The 24,916-nt window shown below is 60.0% G+C and carries 19 protein-coding genes; 10 read left to right on the top strand and 9 right to left on the bottom strand.

Annotated features, from left to right (window positions below; translation table 11 throughout):
- Window positions 1-3: 3 nt before the first annotated feature.
- From CFR72_RS09225 to CFR72_RS09200, 6 genes are all read right to left on the bottom strand, one after another.
- Complete coding sequence (locus CFR72_RS09225) at window positions 4-795, bottom strand: copper resistance protein B (RefSeq protein ID WP_110913679.1); 792 nt, start codon at window positions 793-795, stop codon at window positions 4-6.
- A complete protein-coding gene (locus CFR72_RS09220; protein WP_110913678.1) occupies window positions 792-2,564 on the bottom strand; it encodes a copper resistance system multicopper oxidase in 1,773 nt (590 codons plus the stop codon). Before CFR72_RS09220 ends, CFR72_RS09225 begins: the two co-directional genes overlap by 4 nt.
- A 77-nt stretch (window positions 2,565-2,641) precedes the next feature.
- Window positions 2,642-3,118, bottom strand: coding sequence for a hypothetical protein (locus CFR72_RS09215; RefSeq protein ID WP_110913677.1), 477 nt, complete (start codon window positions 3,116-3,118; stop codon window positions 2,642-2,644).
- Window positions 3,119-3,196: 78 nt separating this feature from the next.
- Window positions 3,197-3,961, bottom strand: a complete 765-nt coding sequence (rfbF, locus tag CFR72_RS09210; protein ID WP_110913676.1) for a glucose-1-phosphate cytidylyltransferase — start codon at window positions 3,959-3,961, stop codon at window positions 3,197-3,199.
- A 76-nt stretch (window positions 3,962-4,037) separates the two neighbouring features.
- Window positions 4,038-4,847 carry a hypothetical protein gene (locus CFR72_RS09205; protein WP_167400342.1) on the bottom strand — a complete coding sequence of 270 codons (810 nt, stop codon included), beginning with the start codon at window positions 4,845-4,847 and terminating at the stop codon, window positions 4,038-4,040.
- Window positions 4,848-4,967: 120 nt separating this feature from the next.
- Window positions 4,968-6,011, bottom strand: coding sequence for an NAD-dependent epimerase/dehydratase family protein (locus CFR72_RS09200; protein WP_110913674.1), 1,044 nt, complete (start codon window positions 6,009-6,011; stop codon window positions 4,968-4,970).
- A 386-nt stretch (window positions 6,012-6,397) separates the two neighbouring features.
- On the opposite strand from CFR72_RS09200, the gene CFR72_RS18425 reads away from it, so the two are divergent.
- The 6 genes from CFR72_RS18425 to CFR72_RS09170 all read left to right on the top strand — a co-directional run bounded on the left by CFR72_RS18425 (window position 6,398) and on the right by CFR72_RS09170 (window position 12,592).
- Entirely contained in the window at window positions 6,398-7,147 is a 750-nt protein-coding gene (locus CFR72_RS18425; RefSeq protein WP_408869965.1) for an SDR family NAD(P)-dependent oxidoreductase, read from the top strand.
- 144 nt (window positions 7,148-7,291) lie between these two features.
- Window positions 7,292-7,840, top strand: coding sequence for a dTDP-4-dehydrorhamnose 3,5-epimerase family protein (locus CFR72_RS09190; protein ID WP_110913672.1), 549 nt, complete (start codon window positions 7,292-7,294; stop codon window positions 7,838-7,840).
- On the top strand, window positions 7,837-9,174 hold the full coding sequence (locus CFR72_RS09185; RefSeq protein WP_244182236.1) for a class I SAM-dependent methyltransferase: 1,338 nt from the start codon (window positions 7,837-7,839) through the stop codon (window positions 9,172-9,174). Before CFR72_RS09190 ends, CFR72_RS09185 begins: the two co-directional genes overlap by 4 nt.
- Before the next feature lie 48 nt (window positions 9,175-9,222).
- Window positions 9,223-10,173 carry a hypothetical protein gene (locus tag CFR72_RS09180; RefSeq protein ID WP_146220698.1) on the top strand — a complete coding sequence of 317 codons (951 nt, stop codon included), beginning with the start codon at window positions 9,223-9,225 and terminating at the stop codon, window positions 10,171-10,173.
- Between the two features lie 45 nt (window positions 10,174-10,218).
- A complete protein-coding gene (locus CFR72_RS09175) occupies window positions 10,219-11,172 on the top strand; it encodes a hypothetical protein (protein WP_146220697.1) in 954 nt (317 codons plus the stop codon).
- 34 nt (window positions 11,173-11,206) lie between these two features.
- Window positions 11,207-12,592 (top strand): DUF4910 domain-containing protein, encoded by a 1,386-nt coding sequence (locus tag CFR72_RS09170; protein WP_110913669.1) that lies wholly within the window; start codon window positions 11,207-11,209, stop codon window positions 12,590-12,592.
- On the opposite strand, the gene CFR72_RS09165 is transcribed toward CFR72_RS09170, so the two are convergent.
- The 3 genes from CFR72_RS09165 to CFR72_RS09155 all read right to left on the bottom strand — a co-directional run bounded on the left by CFR72_RS09165 (window position 12,528) and on the right by CFR72_RS09155 (window position 17,931).
- Window positions 12,528-13,742: a cation:proton antiporter gene (locus tag CFR72_RS09165; protein WP_110913668.1), complete on the bottom strand. Its 1,215-nt coding sequence runs from the start codon at window positions 13,740-13,742 to the stop codon at window positions 12,528-12,530. The two genes, CFR72_RS09170 and CFR72_RS09165, sit on opposite strands and share 65 nt — an antisense overlap.
- A 345-nt stretch (window positions 13,743-14,087) precedes the next feature.
- On the bottom strand, window positions 14,088-16,100 hold the full coding sequence (locus tag CFR72_RS09160; RefSeq protein WP_244182235.1) for an FUSC family protein: 2,013 nt from the start codon (window positions 16,098-16,100) through the stop codon (window positions 14,088-14,090).
- 115 nt (window positions 16,101-16,215) lie between these two features.
- Window positions 16,216-17,931 carry an NAD-dependent malic enzyme gene (locus CFR72_RS09155; protein ID WP_110913666.1) on the bottom strand — a complete coding sequence of 572 codons (1,716 nt, stop codon included), beginning with the start codon at window positions 17,929-17,931 and terminating at the stop codon, window positions 16,216-16,218.
- Between the two features lie 115 nt (window positions 17,932-18,046).
- On the opposite strand from CFR72_RS09155, the gene CFR72_RS09150 reads away from it, so the two are divergent.
- From CFR72_RS09150 to CFR72_RS18505, 4 genes are all read left to right on the top strand, one after another.
- The gene (locus CFR72_RS09150) at window positions 18,047-18,952 is read left to right on the top strand and encodes a LysR family transcriptional regulator (RefSeq protein WP_110913665.1); all 906 of its coding nucleotides are present in this window, start codon (window positions 18,047-18,049) and stop codon (window positions 18,950-18,952) included.
- Between the two features lie 161 nt (window positions 18,953-19,113).
- On the top strand, window positions 19,114-19,698 hold the full coding sequence (locus tag CFR72_RS09145) for a type 1 glutamine amidotransferase domain-containing protein (protein WP_110913688.1): 585 nt from the start codon (window positions 19,114-19,116) through the stop codon (window positions 19,696-19,698).
- The gene (locus tag CFR72_RS09140; protein WP_110913664.1) at window positions 19,695-20,444 is read left to right on the top strand and encodes a hypothetical protein; all 750 of its coding nucleotides are present in this window, start codon (window positions 19,695-19,697) and stop codon (window positions 20,442-20,444) included. The genes CFR72_RS09145 and CFR72_RS09140 overlap by 4 nt, the downstream gene beginning before the upstream one ends.
- Before the next feature lie 518 nt (window positions 20,445-20,962).
- Entirely contained in the window at window positions 20,963-24,916 is a 3,954-nt protein-coding gene (locus CFR72_RS18505; RefSeq protein WP_456303978.1) for a cellobiose phosphorylase, read from the top strand.

Below are 24,916 nucleotides of genomic sequence, written 5' to 3'. Positions count from 1 at the left end.
TATTCAGAACCATGTCCGCACCCCGAAGGTGAAGTTGAGGTTATGCAGGTCGTGTTCGCCACGTGCCCGCGCCAGCGTCGTGGCCTGATCGAATGTGCCGCTGTAGGTCACGCCGATATACGGGGCGAATTTGCGGTGCCATTCGTAACGGAGCCGCAATCCCGTATCGATGTTCGACAGGCCGCGCCCGTTCGCCCGCGCCGGATCTGACTGGGAATAGAAATTCAGTTCGACCTGAGGCTGGAGGATCAGGCGGTTGGTCAGCAGCAGGTCATACGATCCCTGCAGGCGGCCCGCGGCACCCCGGTCACTGAAATAGGCCGTTGCCTCCACATCGAAGAAATAGAGCGCCAGCCCCTGTATCCCCACTGCCCCCCACGCGCGGGTCGGGCCATTGTCGATATCCATGCGGACGCCGGTCTGCACATCGAAGTAACGCGAGATCGCGCGGTCATACAGGACTTCGTGGTCGCCATCGCCAAACCTGCCATTCGTGCCAACCGTACCTTCGGATTTCAGCCACAGCTTGTTGTAATCCGTCCCGACCCACGCCTGCCCGTCATAGCGGAACTGACCGCCATCCGTATTGTAACGGGCCTCGAATTCATCCAGCAGGGCATGCGCATAGATATTGTGGTCCATCACCGGGGGCATGCCGTTGACATAGGTGACCGGCGTGGCCGCCGACCCATTGGCCTGCACGGTGCTGCCCCGTGTCATCGGGGTGGTCATCTGCGCATGAACGGAAGAAACAGGGACGGCAAGCAGCGCCATGATGATGAGCGTGTGCCTCATGACACCACCACCGTACGGAACATGCCCAGTTCCATGTGATAGAGCAGATGGCAGTGATAGGCCCACAGCCCCGGTTCATCCACGGTGACGAGGTAACTCAGCCGCTCCCCGGGCTTGACGATGATCGTGTGCTTGTAGGGGCGGTACTCCCCCTGCCCGTTTTCCAGTTCGCTCCAGAACCCGTGCAGGTGGACGGGGTGTTCCATCATCGTGTCATTGGTCACGATGAACCTGACCCGTTCGCCAAGGGCAAGGCGGATCGGTTCCGCTTCGGAGAACTTCTTGCCGTCAAAGCCCCAGATGAAGCGTTCCATGTTACCCGTCAGATGCAGCGTGATCTCGCGTGAGGGCGGACGGGGATCAGCGCCCGCGATGGTCGCGCGCAGGTCGGCATAGGTCAGGACCCGACGGCCATTATGGTCCAGTCCGTCCCCGGCTTCGGCCAGGCGGTTGATGGGCATCATGGCGACACTCTGCACTTCCACACCGGGACGCAGGCGGGGGGTGGCTGCGGGCATGTCATGCTGCTGCGGGGGCGGCATGTGCATATGCCCCATATGCGCCATGTCCATCCCTTCCATCCCCTCCATGTCCGTATGGTGGGATGACGGCGGGGTGTGCATGTCCATATGTCCCATCCCCATATCCGTCATGGTGCGCAGCGGGCGCGGGTCCATGGGGGGAACCGGACCTGAAATGCCAGCCTGCGTCGCCAGCGTGCCCCGGGCATATCCGGTCCGGTCCTCGGCCTGTGCGAAAACGGTATAGGGACCGGGGCTACGGGGGGTGACTAGCACGTCATAGGTTTCCGCCGTGCCGATGCGGAATTCATCTACCGTTACGGGTTCCACCTCGTTGCCGTCGGCCTGTATGACCGTCATCTCCAGTCCCGGGATGCGCACATCGAACAGCGTCATGGACGAGGCATTGATGAAACGCAGCCTGATGCGCTCCCCCGGCTGGAACAGTCCCGTCCAGTTGGCCTGCGGCGACTGCCCGTTCAGCAGGTAGGTATAGATGATGCCCGACACGTCGAGGATATCGGTCGGGGCCATGTTCATCGCCCCCCATTGCAGGCGGTCCCGCAGCGTTGCTGCCATGCCCCGGTGGCGCATGTCATGGAACAGTGTTCCCACCGTACGCTGGCGGAAATTGTAATAGTCACTGTCGAATTTGAGGTTGGAGACAATGTCCGCCGGATCCACGTCGGTCCAGTCGGACAGGAGCATGACATATTCCCGGTCGCAATGGTGGCGCTCCCCGTGCTTCGGGTCGATGATGATCGCCCCGTACAGCCCCTTCTGCTCCTGAAAGCCGGAATGGCTGTGATACCAGTAGGTGCCGCTCTGGTGCAGGCGAAAGCGGTAGGTGAAAGTCTGGCCCGGGGCGATGCCCGCAAAGCTCAGTCCCGGCACGCCATCCATGGGGGCCGGCAGGCGGATGCCATGCCAGTGGATGGAACTGTCCTCATGCAGGTGGTTCGTGACATTGAGTTCAACGGTGTCCCCCTGACGCCAGCGCAGGATCGGGGCCGGGGTGGCGCCGTTCACCCCCACCGCGCGGACGCGATGGCCGGTGATGTTGGCATGCAGGCGATCAATGCTGAGGTCAAAGCGGGTGGAGGGCGTGGCTGCGGGTTGCCCCGTCAGGGGCGACTGCGCACGGGTGCTGCGGCTGGCCGCGGTCAGCAGCGCGCCACATGCGCCAGCGCCGGTTACGAAACGGCGACGCGTCAGCACGCCGCCTTTCGCAGGGAATAAGGGTGTCATGGATGGATATCCGCCAGAAAGCAGGAACAGGCACGGCGTCCCACAGGGCAGCCGGTCCCGAAACGGTCAGGAAAGGATCAGGCCGTTTTTCTGGGCGGTGGAAGTGCCGGGGCGGACGCCACGCCACCGTCATCGATGGTATAGCGACTGCCGAATGCAATCGTGACGAAACCCGCATGGGCCAGCGATGAAGCCCCCGGCGTCATGGCCCAGCCGGTCATGCAGGCCGCACCCGACAGGCAGCAGCTTTCGCTGCCATGCGTGCAGTTCTGGTGCGTGTCGCAGGGTTGCTGGTGATGGCACTGGCGGGCGTGTCCATGCGCCTCCATTGTGGAGGTCATCCCGGCCATGGACGCCATGCCCGGCATCATGTCATGGCTGGCCGCAGGCGGCGCGGCAGCGGAACCGGCATCCAGTGTGGGGAAAGCATGTACCGGCAGGGCAGACAGCAGCAGCCCCACCTGAAACATCAGGCAGGCCAGCACGTATCGCCACTTTCTTACGCCGATCCTGTTCACACCCGTTCCCTGCCATTCACAGGAATGCTTCGCCATTCTCCATGCGGAGGACGGTATCATAGCATGTGGGGCGGCATCCGTGTCCACCCCATTTCCGCCGTGATGCCTGCACCGTTACCACATGCGCCATGGCGCATTGCGCGTTTCCCACAGATGTTCAAGGTGGCGCTTGTCACGCAGGGTATCCATGGAATGCCAGAACCCGTCATGTTTCAGGGCCATCAGTTGCCCGTCATTGGCCAGCCGTTCCAGCGGTCCACGTTCGAAGACGGTTTCGTCATCCTCCAGATAATCGAAGACGGAGGGTGACAGCACGAAGAACCCGCCATTGACGTAACCCGGCTCAACGGGTTTTTCACGGAAGGCATCCACGCACCCATTGACGATTTCCAGCGTCCCGAAACGTGCCGGGGGCTTGACTGCCGTGACCGTGGCGATGCGACCGTGGCTGTGGTGGTAGTCGATGGTCGTGCGGACATCTATTTCCGCCACCCCGTCACCATATGTCATGCAGAAATCTTCACCCTGCAGGTAAGGCTGCAGGCGACGCAGGCGTCCACCGGTCATGGTGTCCAGCCCGGTATCCACCAGGGTCACGCGCCATGGTTCGGCGCTGCGTTTCAGGGTGACGATGCTGTCATTGCACATGTCTACCGTGATGTCTGATGACAGCAGATGGTAATTGGCAAAATACTGCTTGATCATCTCCGCCTTGTAGCCAAGGGGGATCACGAAATCATTGATCCCCCCGTGGGAATAGATCTTCATGATGTGCCACAGGATCGGTCGTCCCCCGATCTCGACCATCGGCTTGGGCCTGCTGTCGGTTTCCTCCATCAGGCGTGTTCCATAACCACCAGACAGGATAACGGCTTTCATGACCACTGCTCTCCATTCATGATTGGGACAAGGCTGGATGCCACGTGACGTCGCGCATCCATCGTGACGGGCGGGTTCATGTCGGCAGGTTCAGTCTGCGACGCATGGTGACCCCGACACTCGGCAGGGCGCGGCGCAGCCACTGCCCCATGCCGATTTCCCCTCCCTCGCAGCGGAATCTCCAGTTGGAGACCATGTTTTCCATGACCTGCAGGGGGTAGTAATCCTCAAAGAACCGCAATCCGTCTGTTGCGGCGAAACATTCGGTAAGGAACGATCCGCGTGGCGGGGCAAAGCGCTTCCATATGCCGATACGTACCATCTGGTCATTCCACAGATGCAGCGTATAGGCATTGGCACATAGCCGTTCGCATTCCTGCCGATATTGCGGCAGGAGGAATTTCCATGCCTCGCGCAGGTGGATCGGGAAAAAATACTGCGGTGCATAGGAATCCTGTATGACCACCTGCTTGCCAAACAGGGACGTCAGCAGGCGTGGCCCGGTTGCCCCCCAGACCAGGTCCAGGTCCCGCATGGCCAGCGTTTCCTGAACCAGGCTGTCGAGTTTCGGATTGTCGCGCTCCAGTCGCATGATCGCACCACAGACCGAAACGGGATCTTCCCTGGCCAGCAGCAGATCCCATCGCGGCAGGTCCAGCGGGCGCAGCAGCAGCATGTCCGCATCAACCCATATATGGTCCGTCCGGCGGGAAAGTTCGTAACGGAACAGATCCGAAAAATGGCTGAGGTTCGGTTTTCCCCTGATCAGGAAACGCGCCATGTTGGATGGGTCGGTAATTTCGCGTGCATCACCGTTGATAACACCCGGCGGAAGGTTTTCGATCGCTTCATAGCTATAGACGATGAAGATGTACCCGTGTGCCACATATGAATTGATACAGGCGGATTCATATGCCGAAATTGTGGCCCCTCCCCAGAAAGTGGCGAATGTCGGTTGGAAAAGAGTCATGAATTCTATCCTGCTGCTCTGTGGGAACGAAGAAGGTCAGGAATTCCTGACCCATCGCAGGTCCTGCCCCAGATACCCCGCGTCAATCATGTGCCTGAGCGCATGCAGGCGTATCAGGGAAGAATTGCGAAAATCCGCATCCGAAAACCCGACCTCTCGCAGGCCGGCGATCAGTTCGGCGATGGCTTCGGACAGGCTGACCTGGGGCACGAAATCAGCCGCAAGTGTCCGGAACAGCGAGAAATCGACCCTGTAGGATCGACGGTCGGGCGGGGCGTCCGTATTGATGCTGACCGTGGTGCCGGGAAGATGCTGGGCAACCGCCTCGGCAAGGTCGCGTACGGTGTAATTCCATGTATCACTGCCTGCATTGACCACCAGGCGGCGTTCTCCCCCCCGGGTGATTGCCCATTCGATGGCACGCGCCATGTCCCAGACATGAATCAGTGGCCGCCATGGTGTGCCATCGCTCAACACCGTGATTTTCCCGCATGTCAGGGCGCTTGCGACAAAATCGTTGATGACAAGGTCCAACCGCAGGCGATCCGAAAACCCGCATGCCGTTGCGAAACGCAGGCATGTGACGGTCATTTCCCCAAGGTCCATCTGCATCAGGGCACGTTCGGTATCGATCTTGGATCGTGCATAGGCGGTCAGGGGTTCGACCGGATCGCTTTCCCTGCGCGGCAGGCCGTCGGAGACGCCATATACGCTGCAACTGGATGCAAATGCGAAATGCCTTACGCCCGCATCGGCCGCCATCCGGGCCAGATGCAGGCTGCCACCACGGTTGATCTGGTCGGTCACCTCTTCAAAACGCGATCCCATGGGATCGTTTGAAATGGCGGCCAGATGAACGATCGCATCGGCGCCGTTTACGACATGGGGCGGAATATCACGTACGTCCCCGAAATACTGCGCGTCGAGCGCAATTTCAGGTAACGGCCCCGCAGTGGTCAGGCATTGCCCGAACAGGCAGTTGTCATATCCCACCAGTATCGCCGCAGGAAAACGCTTCCGCAGGTGCCGCACGACGACCGGGCCGAGATAGCCCATATTTCCGACCACGAGTATGCGCATATTCTTCTTCTTGGATTTCGAGGGTGAAGAAATAATAAAAACTTCATTATATCAGTCGTATGACCATAAATATTTCATGCGCAGGAGAACGGGTCCGGTTTGGTGATATCCCCGTTGCCCCGCATGCTGGCTGCGTCACCGCCTGATCGACGGTTTGTACGCAGGTTTTCTTTGCCTGCTTTTCTGCGATCAGGAACGTTGTTTTTCCTGTCGGGTTTTATGTGCCGGAAAACAAATTTCAAATAATTCCGCGAAATTTTCATACCGGATGTATTTCACGAAGTCCGGATGATGCATGCAGGATTAACGAAACCCTGTCATTTCGAATACGTTTCAGGAGGCAGTCGCCCACGCGGTCATGATGCCGTAAAGAGAAAGCATATATCGTGGTCCAGGAAGTGAAGTTCACACCTCCCCTGCCCCGCAGGCATAAAACGGCACTGGTAACCGGGGCAGGAAGTGGCATTGGCCGCGCGATTGCCGTTGCACTGTGTAATGCGGGTCATCACGTCATCCTGGCGGGGCGACGGCATGCGCCCCTGTCCGCCCTGGCGTGTCAGTTGGGAGAGGAACGCACGACTGTCTGGCCAGTGGATATTACGCAGGCGACAGCATTACCGGCTTTTATGGACAGTCTCGGGTCCCTTGATATCCTGATTCATTCCGCTGGCATGTTTGACGCCGGAAAACTTGCCGATATCACGCCGGATATCAGAAGATTGCTTCATGCCGTCAATGTTCATGCGCCGATTCACCTTTCGGAACTGCTGTTGCCTGCGCTCCGTACTGCACGGGGACAGATTGTATTCATCAATTCGACAGCATCCCTGGGCGCCCGTGTCACACAGGATGCCTATGCAGCCAGCAAGCATGAACTCACGCAGGAAATTGCATATTTCAGGGAACGGACCCGGGGAAGCGGCATCCGTATCCTGAATGTCTATCCCGGGCGGACGGCAACCCCCATGCAATCCGAGGTCCTGCGGCACGAAGGACGCCCCGGCGCAGACATTGCATTGCTCCAGCCAGAAGATATAGCCACCCTCATCATGGACTGCCTTTCCGTCCCGCGACGTGCGGAGGTCACGGATATTGTCATCCGTCCCACCGAACATGTTGATGATTCCGCGGAGTAAAGCACCGGCATGAATGGCATCGGACTGATGTTTCATGAATAATATTTTTCCAGACAGGAAACCTTTGGCATGAAGCGTGCTTAAGCAGGCACACCGGAGTGTTGTCCAATGCTCCGGTTGATACCGGAGGTATGATCGGACACAATGCTGTTCAGACAGGCAGAAATATCCGGTGCCCGGACAATTACCCTTCCCCGTCACCATGATGAACGGGGTTCATTCGGGCGTATATTTGATCGTGACCGTTTTGCGGAAAATGGAATATCCTGCGATTTCGTGCAGGCAAGTATTTCGCGCACATCATACGCAGGCACATTGAGGGGACTGCATTTCCAACGCGCCCCTTATGCCGAAGCGAAACTTGTCCATTGCCTGCGTGGGGAAATATATGACGTCATCTGTGACCTGCGTCCAGATTCTCCAACATATCTGAAACATCAGTATTTTTACCTGAACTGTTCAGATAACGAGATGATTTATATTCCTCCCGGTTGTGCCCACGGGTTCATGACGCTCAATGATGATGTCGAGGTGTTTTACGCGATGTCAAACATATACGCACAAGACCATGCCTCCGGCCTGCGGTTTGATGATCCTGCCCTTAGAATTTCGTGGCCCCGCCCGGTTGCCCATATTTCCGCCAAGGATCTGCAATGGCCGTACTACAAAGGCAGTGAAGACATGGTCTGGTGAAAAACAGCAACCTCACTTTGGTAGAATGGATCGTCGCCATGGAAAGTTTGACACAGCCTTCGCCGCATGCGCACATGCAGGTACATTCGGCAATCCCCTATTCATCCACGGGGTCATGCCGCCTGTGCAATACGCCCCTTCGACGGAGCGTCGTGGACCTGGGGCTTTCCCCGCTGGCGAATTCATTTATCAAACCGGAACTGCAGAATGCGATGGAGGCCTTCTATCCACTTCATGCATTCATCTGCGAGAAATGTTTCCTGGTGCAGTTGTCGGAGTTTGAGTCTCCACAGTCCATTTTCGGGGACTACATATATTTTTCATCCTATTCCGCCAGTTGGCTCCAGCATGCGAAGAAATATGTCGCCACGCAGGTGGGACGTTTTGCGCTGAATGACAATTCCCTTGTCGTGGAAGTCGCAAGTAATGATGGATATCTCCTGCAATATGTGCAGGAGGCCGGGATCAGGAGCCTGGGGATCGAACCTGCTGCGAATGTTGCGGAAATTGCGATTGCCAAAGGAATCCCGACGGAAATCGCCTTTTTCGGCGCGCAGACGGCAACACGCCTGAAAGCGGAAGGATATGCAGCCGACCTGATGGTCGCCAATAATGTTGTTGCACATGTTCCCGATCTTCACGATTTCCTCGAGGGATTTAAAATCCTTCTTGCGCCCGCAGGGGTCGTGACATTCGAATTTCCCCATCTCCTGAGACTGATAAAGGAATATCAGTTCGATACCATCTATCATGAACATTTTTCCTATATTTCTCTCCTGGTGATCCGTCGTGCCCTGTCGGATCATGGGCTGCGCGTCTTTGATGTCGAGCAGCTTCCGACACATGGGGGATCGTTGCGGGTCTATGCCACGCACAAGGAAAATGACGGATTGAAGGAAAGTGCCTCTGTCGGTGAGATCTGCCGGGAGGAAAGTGACTTCGGGCTTGAAAACCTCGAGACATACGAGAAATTTTCCAGATCCGTTGTCAATATCAAATGCAACCTTCTGCAGTTCCTGATCGACGCGCATCGTAATGGAAAAGTCGTCGCAGGTTATGGCGCGCCCGCCAAGGGGAATACACTCCTGAATTATTGCGGCGTCGGCCCGGAACTTATCCCCTTTACGGTTGATGCCAGCCCATACAAGCAGAATATGCTGCTGCCTGGCACCCGGATCCCGGTCCTTTCGCCAGAAGCGATTTTCGAAAGGAAACCGGACTTTGTGCTGATACTGCCATGGAACCTGAAAAACGAGATTGTCGGCACCATGGCGCGCATTCGTGAATGGGGGGGACAGTTTGTGGTCCCGATACCCGATATCGAAATATTCTAACCGTGTCTGGGGATAATCTATATCCAGACCATATCAGGAAATCCGACGGTGGTTCGTGAACCTCGATATGCTGTCCTGTTCCGTACCCATGTCTGGGACAGCTTTGTTGAACGCCAGTTTTTACGCCTCCGGTCGATGATCGGAAATGGTGACCTGTTTATTGTGGCGAATAATACATCCGGGGAATGCCATATTCCGGAAGACCTGCCCTGCGTTGCGTTTCATGAGTCGGATTTCCGCAGGCAGGGGCTTGAATTCGGGGTCGGTGGAAATCCAATGTGGTATAACGTGGATTATGCGTTGTATTTTTTTGCCGATAAATACGATCAATATGATTATTATGTACTGTTTGAATATGACGTTCGTGGAAATATTGATTTTGACCGGCTGATGAACGACATCCACCGCGATGGAAGTGACCTGGTCGGCCTGACGTCTGGTGGCATGTTTGATAAATGGCATTTCTATAAATCATGCATGGGTCTTTACAAAGAAATGGACCTGACCAAAACATTTCTACAGATAGGCATTTTTTCCCGCCGGAACGTAGGTCTTCTGCACAGGCGCAGGCTCGCCTTATCAGAGCAGTTCAGGGCGGGAACCCTGAAAAACTGGCCCCACTGTGAAGCCTTCATTCCCATAGAAACGAAACTGGCGGGGCATCGTGTTACTGAACTGTCAAATTACCTGAATGTGCGACGGTACAGTCACGAACCCGCCTATCTTGAAGAAGATACGGAAAATCTGGAAGAAAACGAAGTCGTCCATCCCGTCCTCGACCGGAAACGCTATATCCTGAGCACGATCCGTTATGAAGGGCGACCCGAGAAGTTTTTTCTTCCCGGCAGTTCCTTTGGGAAACGGCTGCGGCGGCTTCCGGTCCGGGATTACTTTCTCCCGCTCATCAAGGCCCTGTGGTGTCGCTCCCGGACGCTGGCCACCGGCCTGCTGGGGAAAGTGTCCTTTTTCAGTCTGACCAAAACCAGAGAAGAATTCTGAACATATAAAAAGGATTTTGGAATGCGGTATGTCTGTGGAAATATCATGATGCTGTTCCTGGCCGGGATGTGCGCCCTTCCGGAAAGTATGGCAGCCTCCCCTGCCGCGACAGATATTTCCAGAGACCTGCCGGCCGCATTGAAATCCTGCTATGCCGGGCATGGGACATGCATCCTGAACCTTGGCGGCCGTACCGCGCATCTTACCCATGGCATCATGATCAATCCCCTGCGTGTCACGCTTCAGGACGGATACATCGACGCCTCGGCGCTGCCGGCAGGAGATGCTGCGATCACGGTCAGTACGGATAGCGAGACGACACCTGATTATGCAACCTTCGTTCATTACATAAAGGGGATAGGCCTGAACGGAAATGGGAACGTGGATGGCATCGTCTTCAACAGTACGCATCACAACAATGTCCTTGCTGCGGCAATGACGTTGGAAAGCATGTCGATTTCAGGTTTCCGGCGCGGTATTACCTTTGGCAACCATTCCTACGGTTTCGGGCTTTCCCACGTACAGATATTCAACAACAAGGTTGGGATCTATACCATAAGCGGTGCGGAAGATGCGGGCGAACGCATGACTTTTGTTGATGTTGGCGTCTTCAATAATCAGTTGGGGATTGATGATGAAGGCGGGTTTGAAATGGACTGGCTGGGCGGGCACTGGGATTATAACCACAGGACAGCGATCCTGTCCGCTCTGGTTCAATTCGATGGCCATATCGAAACGGGGCCGTCTGACCAGCCGATCATTGAATTGCGTGCCCTGCCCAATATGGTGGCGGCCCAGTTGTTCATGACGCCCGGATCATTCGTGATGGTTAATGGTTACAATGGAAAACCGACATCGGACGCATGGATTTCGTCCAACAGCGCGTATAATGTGGTGCAGTTTCCGTTCAATACATGGGGTGTGACAGGAAAAACCGGTGTCATGCAGGGCCCCGGGAAGGTGATCGGTCCTGTCAGTGGAGCTTTTACCCCTCATTGATGCAATATTCCGCAGGGAAAGGTATATCATCAAGATGTTGACAAGCCCTGAGATACTTCATGAGCATGTCAAGAATATATTCCCTATTTTCCGTAGCATAACGGGAAAAGGGATACGGCAGACACTTGAATACATCTCGCAAAGGACGGAAGGCTTCTCCATCTCCCATGTGGCTTCCGGCACCGAGGTTCTGGACTGGACCGTGCCGGATGAATGGAACGCCTATGGTGCCACGATCCGCCGCACGACGGGCGAGGTAATGATTGACTGGGCGCGGTGTAATCTCCATCTGGTGCAATACAGTATTCCCATACATGCCCGCGTATCGCGCGAGGAACTTGAAAAGCACCTGCACTGGCTTCCGGATCAGCCGGACCTTATCCCCTATCGAACATCCTACTACAGAAAGGATTGGGGGTTCTGCCTGTCCGCCCATCAATATTCACAACTGACGGATGATGAATATGATGTGGAAATCAGGACCGAACTTGGGCCCGGCCGACTGAGTTATGGCGAAGTTCTGGTCCCGGCGACCATGGAATCAGGAAATGAGGCGGGCGAAGTCCTGTTTTCCATTCACTGCTGCCATCCCGCGCTGGCCAATGACAATGCGTCCTCGATCGCGATTGCGATAGAGGTGATCCGGACCCTGCAGAAAAGGCCGGATCGTCGCCTGTCCTATCGTTTTGTCTTTATCCCCGGCACCATTGGCTCAATCACATGGCTGGCGCGGAACCGTGACAGGATACGCCATATCCGCCATGGCCTGGTCATGAGTTGCCTTGGCGATGACGGACTGCCGACCTACAAGCAGTCCCGCCGGGGAAATGCGGCGATAGACCGCTATGCCGAATACCTTGTGCAGACACGCTGGGGTGGGAAAGTCGTGCCGTTCGAACCTTACGGGTATGATGAGCGGCAATATTGCTCACCGGGGTTCAACCTGCCTGTCGGTTGCCTGATGCGTTCTCCCAACGGGCAGTTTGCGCAGTATCATACCTCCGCCGACAATCTGGATTTCGTCACGCCTGCGGGACTGTATGCGTCATTTGGCTTCATCATGGACCTTGTCACGATGATGGAGCAGGATTTCCATCCCCGCAGCCTCTGCCCCTATGGAGAGCCGCAACTGGGTCGCCGGGGACTTTACAAGACCATTGGCGGCGGCGATGAAAAGGACCCACATTCCGCCTTTGACCAGATGACGCTGTTATGGGTCCTCAATCTTGCGGATGGCGATCATTCACTGCTCGATATCGCGCAACGGTCTGGCAAGTCCTTCCCTGCCGTGGCTGCGGCGGCAGGGGTGCTGGTGCGCGCAGACCTCCTTGCCAGGCCTGCCTGGGGACAGGTGCCTATGCCGCCGGCTTCCGTTTCGTCACCAGCCGGAACATCGGCCCCGTCAGCGTCGTGGACGTGACCGCAAGGACCATCAGCGACGCATAGGCGAATTCGGAGATCATTCCCTTGCTGTGCAGGATTGTGGCGGCGACGATTTCCATCAGCCCCTTGCACTGCAGCAATGTCCCCATTCCCAGCGCCTGGCGGCGTGACATGTCGGGCGATGGTGGATAAAGGACGACGGCTCCCATCTTGGTCGTGATGGAAATGACCACCAGCAGGAACGATGCGATAACCGACGGCCAGGTCAGCGCCTCCCCGTTGATGTGCATCCCGCTATGGCCAAAGAACAGCGGTGCAAGCCAGATCAGGGCGAATGTTCCCACCTGTTCCACCGGCAGGCGGCGCACCCATTTCGGCGGCATCACGGCCCCTGCGAAATAGGCCCCGATCAGTTCATGCAGGCCGATCTGCATGCTTGCCCACGCCCCCCCTGCAAGCCACAGGGGAACGGCCATCCATATGACCCACATCGGGGGATGCGGCATGCGGTATGCGGCGGCGCTGCTGAGCAGGGCCAGCGCACCCAGCAGGGCAACGGCGACGAACTGCGTAATGTGCCACCCATGGAATGCAGCAGGCCCTTCGGCGGCGAATTCCAGGCAGGCCAGCCCGATCCATAATGCCGCATCGTCAACAACAGCCAGTCGCAGTGCCAGTTGCCCCATCGGACGTTCGGCGGGGGTGAGTTCCCGCACCACCCCGATCAGCACCGGCAATGCACTGACGGCGAGGCAGAGTCCGATGGACATTGCCCCGATAACCGGGCTGCCATGCGGGGTTTCCCAGCCATGAAGCGGCAGGAAATAGAAATAGATCAGCGCGGATCCGATACAGAACGGCACGCCCAGTGCGACCAGCGCGCTGCCGAGCAGGCGTCCCATGGAAGGTGCCGTAAAATTCTGGTTCGGGTCTGATCCGTCAGAGAACTGCCACATGTCCAGTCCGGCGGTAAAGGCCAGAACCAGAACGGCAAGCCAGCCAATATCCTCCCCATATTGAGAGGGAATGCCCCATGCCTCCACGGGATATTTCGTGACCGCAATGGCGATCCCCAGCAAGATGGGAATGACGACAATCGGTATGGTTCTGCGCGACAGGCGCCATAAGACGGAAGGAATAAAAACGAACAGGAAGACGTCCGCACAAAGATGAAGAAGTTGATCCATGCCGTTCTCTTGTTTTTGATTTTCACGGGTGTTATTATATATTTATATATCAGATATGCAAATGAAACATGCTTCATGTCGTTGGCGCGATTTTATCGCAAAAGACCAGAAGCCCGGTTTCCATTTGGACGTGCATGGAATATCTGCGCAGACGATATCCGCTTACGGGCACATTTCACCGGTATTTTTACATCCTGTTGCCCATACACGCCCCATATTGGAAGATATATTTGTAATTCCTGTTATGGGACGCTGCTCCTTCGCGGTCATTACTGATGGCAAAGGACACGCTAACGCGCGGTAAATGTCCAGAGTTCCCGGCGGCAGCCTGCAGGGCACTTCTCATCATTTCTGGCCCGCACTGCTCTGCGCCAGGCAGGTGGCCGCCGTGCGGCCTATCCCGTCAAGGCAGCCAAGGATACGTAGCAGCCACATATTCTCCGGTTCCTGCCGCAGCATGAGCAGCACCCGCCGCCGCGCCACGGAAACCAGCGCGATCCCCCGCCGACTGACCGGTCGATATCGCGCCAGCGCCCGCATCAACTGGGTCAGGGTCCGCGACGCTTCGTGACGTTGCTGGCGTTTCAGTTGCCGCAGCAGCAGGATATTGAGCCCGACCGCAGACAGCAGCAATGTCTGGCGGATATCACCCGTTGCAGTGCGATCGCCTGCCTGTGCCGCATGCCGCACCAGACGTCCGATCCGGTCCACACTGCTCCCGATCCACCATTGGGGAGATGGCGGCAGGGGCACGATGCACAACCCGCGCAGTTCGGTGCGGATATGGGCCCCGTAACGTATGCGTTCGTCACGGGCGTCAAAGGGAAGCACCAGACGGAACACCAGTACGCTCAACCCGACGGCAAGGACGGTATGCAGGGCCGTGTTCAGAAAGGTAACTTCGTCAATGCGCAACTGGTTTCCGGGCATCAGCAGGTTTGGCATCAGCAATCCGTAGGCCGCCGCCGCACCCGCCGTGCCGGGATTGTATTTGGCCAGGCCGCCCACGAACAGGAAAATGCCAAGGACAAAGGCAAGTTCCTCATAATCACTGAGGTAAGGCACGATCCACAGGTCGAGGCATCCTGCGGCAACGGCGGACCACACCGCGCCCGACAGGAACCGCACGGTTCCGACAACCGGGTTTTCACGGGTGGCGAACAGCCCGCAGACCAGCGTCGTGATCGCAATAAAGCCCATTCCCCCCGGCCATGCCGTCACTTCGTAGATCAGGCCAGCCCCCAGGATGGCGATGGCCCCGCGCAAGCCGTTATGGAAAGCAAGCCGCAGGTCGCGATGTCCCGGCAGGCGAAAGCGGAAACGGTCATGTGGCGGTGGCGTGAAAATGGCCTGGCAGTGCCCGATTGCCGTTGCAAGGTCCGTCATCGCGGCATCCAGCACGCCATGCGTGATCCGCCGTGTCTCGTCCGTTTCATGCCGGGCACGGTCCTGAAACACCGCGCGCAGGTGCGTCACATGCCCATGCAGGGTTTCCAGCATGTCGCGCTGAAGGCGGCACGAAACCAGTCGATCGCACAGTTGCAGCAACCTGCCCCGCGTTTCAAGGAGCAGCGGGTCCCGGCTCAGTTCCGCGCGCTCCGTACTGCCCGACAGCCCCACCAGTCGCGTGACCATGATCGAGATATTGGCGAACACCGCACGCGCATGGTCGCCCGCATGCGAATGTCGCCCCATTTCGATGGCCGGGAATTCGATGCCGTGATGGACGGACACCATCATGTTCGAAAACTCGCCCGCATGCGCCAGTGTGTCGCGGTCATGCAGGACGATTTCACGCAGAAGGGAGGCAAGGCGGTGCAGGACGTCCTCGACACGGGTCAGCATCGTCGCCCGTGCGCGCGACGCCAAGTTGTGCGCGAACAGCAACGCCATGGCGGCTTCGCACACCACGCCCAGCACGATATAGGTCGCCCGCGATACCGCAATGAAGAACACGTTGTCCGGCTGTGACGCGGCGGCCACGGCGATGATGGAGCAGGTATACCCGGCCAGCACAAAGGCATAGGACCGGAAGTTCACGCTGAATGTCGCAAGGAAACTGCACAGCCCGATCCAGGCCGCAACGGCCGGGAAGAACAGCCATGCCTGCTGCGGGAAGGCGGCGATGAACGCCACGGCGGCAATCGCCCCGACCATGGTGCCGACGATCCGCCACCGTGCCTTCGACATGCTTTCGCCGCGACGCACCTGTGCCACGGACCATACGGTGGCGACCGCCCACTGGGGACTGTCGAGTTCCATCCACAGCGCGGCAGCCAGCGCAATCAGCGATGCAAGCGTATTGCGCGCGGCAAAACCGACGGCCTGCGACGATGGGCAGTACAGCCAGCGCAGCATGTCGCAGCATTTCCGCCACGCAATGCCCGGCAGGACCGCAGTTACAGAATTCGGAAATGGCATCAGCAGCTATACGCACCGACGGCACAATACCGCCATGTCAGGCTGGCCGCCTTCAGTTGCCCGCCTTTGCATAGGGGCGATAGCGTGCGGTCCATATCGCCTGTTCCAGCGCATCCTCGATCGCCTCCGGCGTGGCCGGGGGGGCGACACCTTCCGCCTGTCCCTGCCGGATAACGGCACGGGCCACGGCAATCGCGGCCCGGGGCAGGTCGGAGACCGGTGGCAGCAGCGCGGCGGATGCCACGTCCCGCGCGCCTGCCGCCGGCGACAGTTCCGCCAGCGCCCGTGCCGCGGCAAGGAACATGCCATCGGTCATGCGCGTGATGCCGCCCGCCACCACGGCCAGCCCCACACCGGGGAAAACATAGGAATTGTTGATCTGGTCCACCGGACGTTCGCGCCCGCCAAAAACCACCGGCGCAAACGGACCGCCCGTGCCGATGATGGCGCGGCCATTGGTCCATTCCAGCAGGTCAGCAGGTGTGGCTTCGATATTGGCGGTCGGGTTCGATAGGGCAAAAATCACGGGCCGCTGCGGCCGCTGTGTCATGGGGGCGATGATTTCACGGGTGAAGGCCCCTCCCTGCCCCGATGTGCCGATCAGCATCGTTGGCTGGACATGCGCCATCACCTCGGACAGTGAAACATGCGCGGGGTCACGCACGGTCCATGTCGCGGCGATGTCGTGTGGCTGGGCAAAGGGTTCCTGCCACTGCGTGATCCCGGCCATGCCATGGCGGACCAGTCCCCCCACGTCGATCATGAAAAACCGGCTGCGCGCTTCCTGCACGTCCATGCCTTCGGCCACCATCATGCGTGACAGGAGGTCGGCGATGCCGCAACCCGCGCCGCCAGCACCGAAGATGACGATCCGCTGCTGCGCAAGCGGCGCGGCCCCCGCCCGGATCGCGGCAAGCAGTGCGCCCGCCGTCACCCCGGCCGTTCCCTGGATATCGTCGTTATAGGTGCACATCCGCCCGCGATAGAGGTCGAGGATACGCAGCGCGTCCTCCCCCGCCAGATCTTCCCAATGCAGGGCGATCCGCGGCCAGCGCGCCTCCACCGCCGCGACGAATTCCGCGATGAACGCATCATATTCCGCCCCGCGCACGCGGCGATGGCGCCACCCGATGTAATCCGGGTCACGGAGCAGCGCTTCGTTATCCGTGCCGACATCAAGCAGGACCGGCATCGCGCAGGCCGGGTCCAGCCCCCCACAGGCGGTATAGAGCGCAAGCTTGCCAATCGGGATGCCCATCCCGTTCGCACCCTGATCGCCAATTCCCAGGATGCTGCCACCGTCGCTGGCCACGATGACGCGCACATCATCCCAGCGTGCATCGGACAGGATTTCCGCAATCCGTCCCCGGTCTTCGTAACTCAGGAACAGTCCGCGCGGGCGGGTCCATATCTGGCTGAACTGCTGGCATGCCCGCCCGATGCACGGGGTATAGATGATGGGCAGGTACTCATCGAGCGACTGCGCAACGATGGCATGGAAAAGGGTTTCGTTGCGGTCCTGGATTTCACGCAGCGCAACATGGCGCGAAAAATTGTCCGGCAGGGCCGCCAGGCGCCGCGTGGCGCGGGCGACCTGCTGTTCCAGTGTCGCAACATGATGCGGCAGCAAGCCATGCAGCCCGAACAGGTCTCGTTCCCGCGCATCGAAGGCATTATCCTTGTTCAGGACAGGACATTCCAGAAGGTCACGTCCATTCAGGCCAATCTTGCGAGGTGGAACGGGAGACGGTTGCGCGGAAGCAGGCATGGGAACTCGATGTTGCGATCAGGGGAAACAGTGCGCACAATACCCATCTGCACAATCCCGTGTAGAGCACGTGCATGCACGGCAACCGTACGCCACACGCAATCATGGAGGGCGCGTGCCCGACGAAATCAGCGACCTCAGATTCTTCTGCATCCTGGCCGCCGCAGGCAGCATTGCCGGCTGTGCGCGTGTCATGGGCATGTCCCCCGCCGCGATGAGCCGCAGGCTGAGCTGGTTCGAGGCGCGCCTTGGCACCCGCCTTGTCACCCGCACCTCGCGTCACTTCGCCCTGACGGCGGAGGGGCAGAGGCTGCATGAACGCGCCACGCGCATCATGCATGAGATCGAGGAGGCCGAGGCCGAGGTCACGGCAAAGGCCGGGATTCCCCACGGCCTGCTGCGGGTCGGGGTCCCCTCCGAACTCGGGCGCAAGATGCTGGCGGGTATCGTGGCGGCGTTCGTGGAAAAATATCCTGATGTCACCGTGCACCTGACGCTGTCGGATGCGGGGCTTGACGTGATTGACGATGGGCTGGACATCGCGATACGCGCGGGCATGCCCCCCGACCAGGGCGTCATGACCACCACATTGATCAGCAGTCGCCGCGTGGTCTGCGCCGCGCCGTCCTACTCCGCGCGCAAGGGCCTTCCCGCCACGCCGCACGACCTGCTCCGTCATGACTGCATCTGCCTGCTGCGCCGGCAGCGCATCTTCAATGAATGGGCGTATTACGATGGCAAGACGCGCAAGGAAATCCACGTCACCCCACATCTTGCGGCGTCAAGCAGCGAGGTTGTCCATGACTGGGCCGTCAACGGACAGGGCATTGCGCTGAAGGTGCTGTGGGATATCGCCGATGACCTGAAATGCGGGCGACTGATCGAATGTCTCAGTGCCTATGCGTGGGAGGATGTCGTGCTGTGCGCGGTCTATCCCTCGCGCACGCACCTGCCGCCGCGCATGCGCTTCTTCCTCGATTTCGTCAAACGGGCCCTGCGGCAACACGATTTTGGAACCTGACCCGCCGGGGGCCGTTGACCCCTGACAGGGTGCCGGTCCACCAGGGCAGATTCCTGTCGGCATCCCATGCTTACCGCAGACGGAGAACGACCATGATAACCCGAAATGTTCCTTCGCAGGCCCATTCCGAACAGGTGCCCTCCCCTGCCCCCGACCAGGCCATGCGGCGCAATGGCGGCAGCCTTGCCGGACGGACGATTGCGATCCTTGCGACCGACGGGGTGGAGGAAGTCGAACTGACCGATCCTGCCGCGGCCCTGCGCCAGGCGGGCGCACGGACGATCCTCGTCTCCCCGGTGCGCGGGGAAATCCAGGCGATGGAAGCCGATGTCCATCCCACCAACCGCTATCACGTCGATATGCAGGTCAGCGCCGCGCATGCCGCGGAATTCGACGGACTGCTCCTGCCCGGTGGCACCACCAGTCCCGACCACCTGCGCATGGATCACGAGGCCGTGCGGTTCGTGGGGGAATTCGTGCAGGCCGGAAAGCCGATCGCCGCCATCTGCCATGGGCCATGGACCCTGATTGATGCGCAGGGCGTAAGTGGCCATACCCTGACCTCCTGGCCGTCCCTGCGCGCGGATCTGACGAATGCGGGCGGGCACTGGGTGGATCGCCCTGTCGTCACCGATGGCATGCTGGTCACGTCACGCAATCCGGGTGATCTCAAGGTTTTCTGTCCCGCCATCGTGGCGCTGTATGCCTCTGCCCCTGCTTCTGTGCAGCAGGGGCGTGTCGCATGAAGGACAATCGCACATTTCTCGGATATTACGCACTTGGCATGCTGGCGGCGGCGGGCGTTACGCTTGGCGCGGGTGTCGTGGCATGGTGGCGCGGGCGCCGGGCGCCACCCGACGGCACGGAGGCGGGCATGGCCAGTCAGTCCGTGGCGGAGGAAACGCCCCCCGAAACGGATGAGACGCGCCGTGTCGTGCGCAAGGTGCTGCAGTATTTCGTCATCCCGTTATGGCTGGTATCCGGACTTACGGACTGGTGGTGCCATCGCCGGACGGACATCGAACATACGACCGGCCTGAAGGAGACGGGACTTCACCTGCTGATGCTTGGGGAGGCTGCGGTCCCGGTGCTGGCGGGACTGTTCATGGAAATCGACGTGCCGGTGCTGTCGCTGATGATCGCGTCCTTCTTCGTGCACGAAGCAACCGCGATGTGGGACGTCAGTTATGCCGTGACACGACGTGAGGTGCAGCCTGTCGAACAGCATGTGCACAGCTTTCTGGAGATGATTCCGCTGCTGGCGGTGGCGATGATTTCCGTGCTGCACTGGCCGCAGTTGCAGGCGCTGCTGGGGCGCAGGGTCATGCGGCCCGTGCCGCCGCGCATGAAACGTGACCCGCTTGGCCTGCCATACGCCGCAGGCGCACTGACCGCGATGGCCGTGTTCGAGGTCCTTCCCTATTGCGAGGAAGCCCTGCGCGACTGGCGGGCCAATCCGGGCCGGCTTGCCCCGCCTGTGCAGGCAGCGTGAATGCCTGTCCCCTGCGGCGGGAACTGTCATGCGTGGGGACCGCATCAAGGGGAACGGAGGCTTCCGGACGCCGCCTTTTTCAAAAGGCGGCGTTTTTTGTGTCGTGGACCCATGCACGAAACCGCCCTGTCCACATGGGATCCGCATGGGACATGCCGTGTGCAAAAAGATGCCCATGCAACAGACGGCGATATGGCGCGTTGTCTGCCCGCATTCCAAACGATCATGCCATGTCCGGCAATTATGCGAACACATGACCTGCATCGTTGACACATCCCCTGCCCACGGGAGGCCAGCCATGGGATCTTCGAAAACGCCTGAACCGCCTGCAAAAAATCCACAGAAGGCGCGCAGGCCGGCACCACCGCCCCTGAACCCTGCGCTGTCCGCGGAGGACTCCGTGCTCCTGCAGAAGATATCCGGGCAAGGTAGGCCAGCGCCAAGGAAAATTCTTTTCAGGAAATAAACTGACCATAAAAGGGTTTTTCGATTCCATCCCTTTCAGAGTGGGGCAGGCCATGGACGCGCATCCGGCATCGACGTCGGCTCCCTCCCCTGCGGCGGCGTCCGTATGGTCAGGTTTCCTGCGACGCATCTCCCGCCATGATCCATCGCAGGCGTGGGAGGCGGACTCCTTTCCGGTCCGAAGCGAGATTTTTGGCGCCGAACGGCTGGAGGAACATGCGCGGAGCCTGGCCAGGGCGCAGTCTGTCGTCCCCCTGTCGCGGCGCACGCATCGATGGGGCCTGCAACCCCTGTCACATCGCCTTGCCCGCAACAGCGCCTTCCTGCGCGATGCGGAGCGCCGGATCGCAAAGGCCATCACGCAGGAACAGCCACTGACCCCCGCGGCACAATGGCTGGCGGACAATTATGCCCTGGTGGACATGCAGATCCGTGAAATCACGCTGGACCTGCCGCCGGGATATTATGCGCGCCTGCCCAAGCTTGCCAACGGGCCATTTGCGGGACTGCCACGGATATTCGCCGTGGCGTGGGCCTATGTCGCCCATACCGACAGCAACCTGCAGCCTGATGTCCTGCGCGGCTATCTCCTCGCCTATCAGGAGGTGGAGGCGCTGACGATCGGCGAATTATGGGCCGTTCCCATTACGCTGCGCATTGTGCTGATTGAAAACCTGCGGCGCGTGGTCCAGGCCATCATGCACAACAATGCCGACCGCCGCGCCGCCGACCTGCTGGCGGCACAGATGGCGCAGGCGCGTAAGGATGGCCACCCGGCCCTGTCCAGCCTCCTCGCCTCGGTCGATCCTGCCATACTGACGCCTGCATTCAGCGCGCAGATGGCCCATTGCCTGCGTGGACTGGACCCGGAAAAGGATGCCGCCTTTGTCTGGCTGGAACAGCGCCTGTCCGACAGGGGCAGCACGATTGACGCCGCCGTGCGTGACGACCTGCATGAACAGGGGGCCTTCAACGCCACGATCCGCAACATCATCACCAGCCTGCGCCTGATCGCGGGCCTGGACTGGACCGAGGCGTTCGAGCGGATCTGCCTGGTGGACCGGGTATTCGCCGGATATGACAGCTTCACGCAGGCGGATTTCGCCAGTCGCGACCTTTATCGCAAGGCGATAGAGGAACTGGCCCGTGGATGCGCCCGTACGGAGATGGACATAGCGCAGGCCGCCGTCTCGCTTGCCCGTACGGCGCGACAGGACCATCCGGATGATCCCCGGCGCGGGGATCCGGGATATTACCTGCTGATGGACGGGCGCCAGATACTGGAACAGGTGCTGGGGTTCAGGCCTACGCCATTCATGCGGATGGTGCGCGGGGGATGCCGGTGGGGGATCGCGGGATATAGTGGCGCGGTCACGCTCCTTGCGCTCCTGTTCCTGGCCGTTCCGGTCTGGTTTTCATCATCCGTGGACACAGCGATGCCATGGGTCATGGTTGTGGCGTTCATTGCCTTCGTGCCGACAACCGACGCCGCCGTGGCCTGCATCAACCGCCTTGCGCTGCAGGCGATCCGGGTGATGGCGCTACCGGGACTGGATCTGAGCGAGGGCATCCCGCAGCACCTGCGTACGATGGTCGTCATGCCGGTCATGCTGGTGACGGAGGAAACCGTCGCGGAACTCGTCGCACGGCTGGAGGTGCATTACCTCGCGACGCGGGACGATGCGGTGCATTTCGCCCTGCTCAGCGACTGGCGCGACCATGACAGCGCGCATGCACCAGATGACGACGCGCTGCTTGCGCTTGCGGCACAGGGGATCGACCGCCTCAACCGGCGTCATGGCGCGGCATCAGGTGGCCCGCGCTTCGTGCTGCTGCATCGCAGGCGCGTCTGGTGCAACAGCGAGCGTATCTGGATGGGATGGGAGCGCAAGCGTGGCAAGCTGCATGAACTCAACCTGCTGCTGCGCGGTGGACGCAATACCACGTTCCTGCCCGACCCGGCGCGGGTGCTGCCCGATGACGTCCGTTATGTCATCACCCTTGATGCCGATACCCGCCTGCCGCTTGAGACGGTGCGCAGGCTGGTGGGCAAGATGGCGCATCCGCTGAACCTGCCGCGTTTCGATCCCGTGACCGCGCGCGTGTGTGAAGGATACGCCATCCTGCAGCCACGGGTCACGCCCGCGCTGCCGGTCGGCCACAAGAGCACGATCTTCCAGCGCGCTTTCTCCAGCGCCAGTGGCATCGACGCCTATTCCGCCGCGGTGTCCGACCTGTATCAGGACATGTTTGGCGAAGGATCCTATGCAGGCAAGGGGATTTACGACATCGACGCGTTCGAGGCGGCACTTGCGCATCGTGTCCCGGACTCCACCCTGCTGAGCCATGACCTGTTCGAGGGGATTTTTGCCCGTGCGGGCCTTGCCTCCGACATCGAGGTGGTGGAGGACTCCCCCACCGACTACCTTGTCGCGGTACAGAGGCTGCATCGCTGGACGCGCGGGGACTGGCAGTTGCTGCCGTGGATTTTTTCCGGCTTTGGCCGCCATACGGACCCGCGCCGCAGGCTGTCGGGGATCGCGCGGTGGAAAATGGCGGACAACCTGCGGCGGACCCTGGGTGCGCCGCTTGTGCTGCTGGCGTTTTTTGCCTGCTGGTTCCTGCCGCTTCCTCTCGCCGCCATCTGGACCCTGTTCATCCTGGCGATGATGGCGTTGCCGGTTTTCCTGCCTGTCCTTGCGGATTTTGTCCCCCGTCGTGAATGGATCACACTGCGCAGTTACGGCAGCGTCCTGCTGGCCGACAGTCGCGACGCGCTGGTTGTCGTGCTGCTCAACATCACGTTTGCCGCACATCTTGCCTACCTGATGGGGGATGCGATCGTGCGGACCCTGATCCGGGTCTGCGTGACCCACCGCAACCTGCTGCAATGGGTGCCCGCGGCGCAGACCCTTCCCACCGCGCGTCCAGGCGTTGCGGTCTATTACCGCCGCATGCTTTCGGCCCCGCTGCTCTGCCTTTTCATGGTGGACATGGTTACACGCTTTGCAGCGTGGAGCCTGTTTGTCGCCTTGCCACTTGCGGTCGTGTGGGGGGCCTCGCCCGTTGTTGCGATGTGGGTCAGCAGGTTTCCCGTCACGGCGGCGCGGTCGCGTCCGTCGCGTACGGATATCCGCTCCTTGCGGATGACCGCGCGGCGGACGTGGCGGTTTTTCGAAACATTCGTGACCCCGGCGGACCATATGCTGCCGCCGGACAATTTTCAGGAGGACCCGGATGCCATTCTGGCGCATCGCACGTCCCCCACAAACATCGGGCTGTACCTGCTGTGCTGCATCAGTGCGCGCGATTTCGGGTGGGCGGGCCTTGCCGATACCCTTTACCGGGTGGAGGCGACATTCGTCACGCTGGCTTCCATGCCGCGTTATCGCGGGCATTTCTACAACTGGTATGACACGTCCGACCTCACGCTGCTGGAGCCTGCCTACATCTCTACCGTGGATAGCGGCAACATGGCGGGTCATCTGGTGGCGCTGGCCAGCACGTGCCGCATGTGGCGTCGTGATCGCGGCGGCCCTTGCGCATCATGGCGCGAAGGGGTTGCCGATGCGCTCAACATCGCCATTACGGACCTGACGTTTCGCGATGGCGCACGCCTGCCCCTCTCCCTCGGGCAACGACGCCTGCTGCGTGCGCTTGCGGGGCTGAAGACCGCGATCCTGTCCGCCCCACAGGTCCCCTCGGCCGCGCAGCTTGCGGTGTTGCAGTCACGGGCGCGTGTTGTCAACGAACTGGCGGTGGGCACCGGGCGCGGGCCTGACGATACGGCGGCCGGACGGCGTGCCGATCCGGGGTTCTGGGCCGGTGCGGCGCTGCGGAGCCTCGAGAGCCACATGCGTGACATGGCGCCGGACGGGGGCAATGCCCTGGACGCGCGGCTTGAAGCGCTGGAGCATACGGCGCGCGGCATGGCGCAGGACATGGAGTTCGGGTTTCTGTGCAATGAATCGCGCAAGCTGCTTTCGATCGGTTTCGTGGTGTCGTAG

It is taken from the genome of Gluconacetobacter entanii (genome assembly GCF_003206495.1).
Lineage (GTDB): Bacteria > Pseudomonadota > Alphaproteobacteria > Acetobacterales > Acetobacteraceae > Novacetimonas > Novacetimonas entanii.
This window is presented reverse-complemented; position numbering and strand designations above follow the sequence as displayed.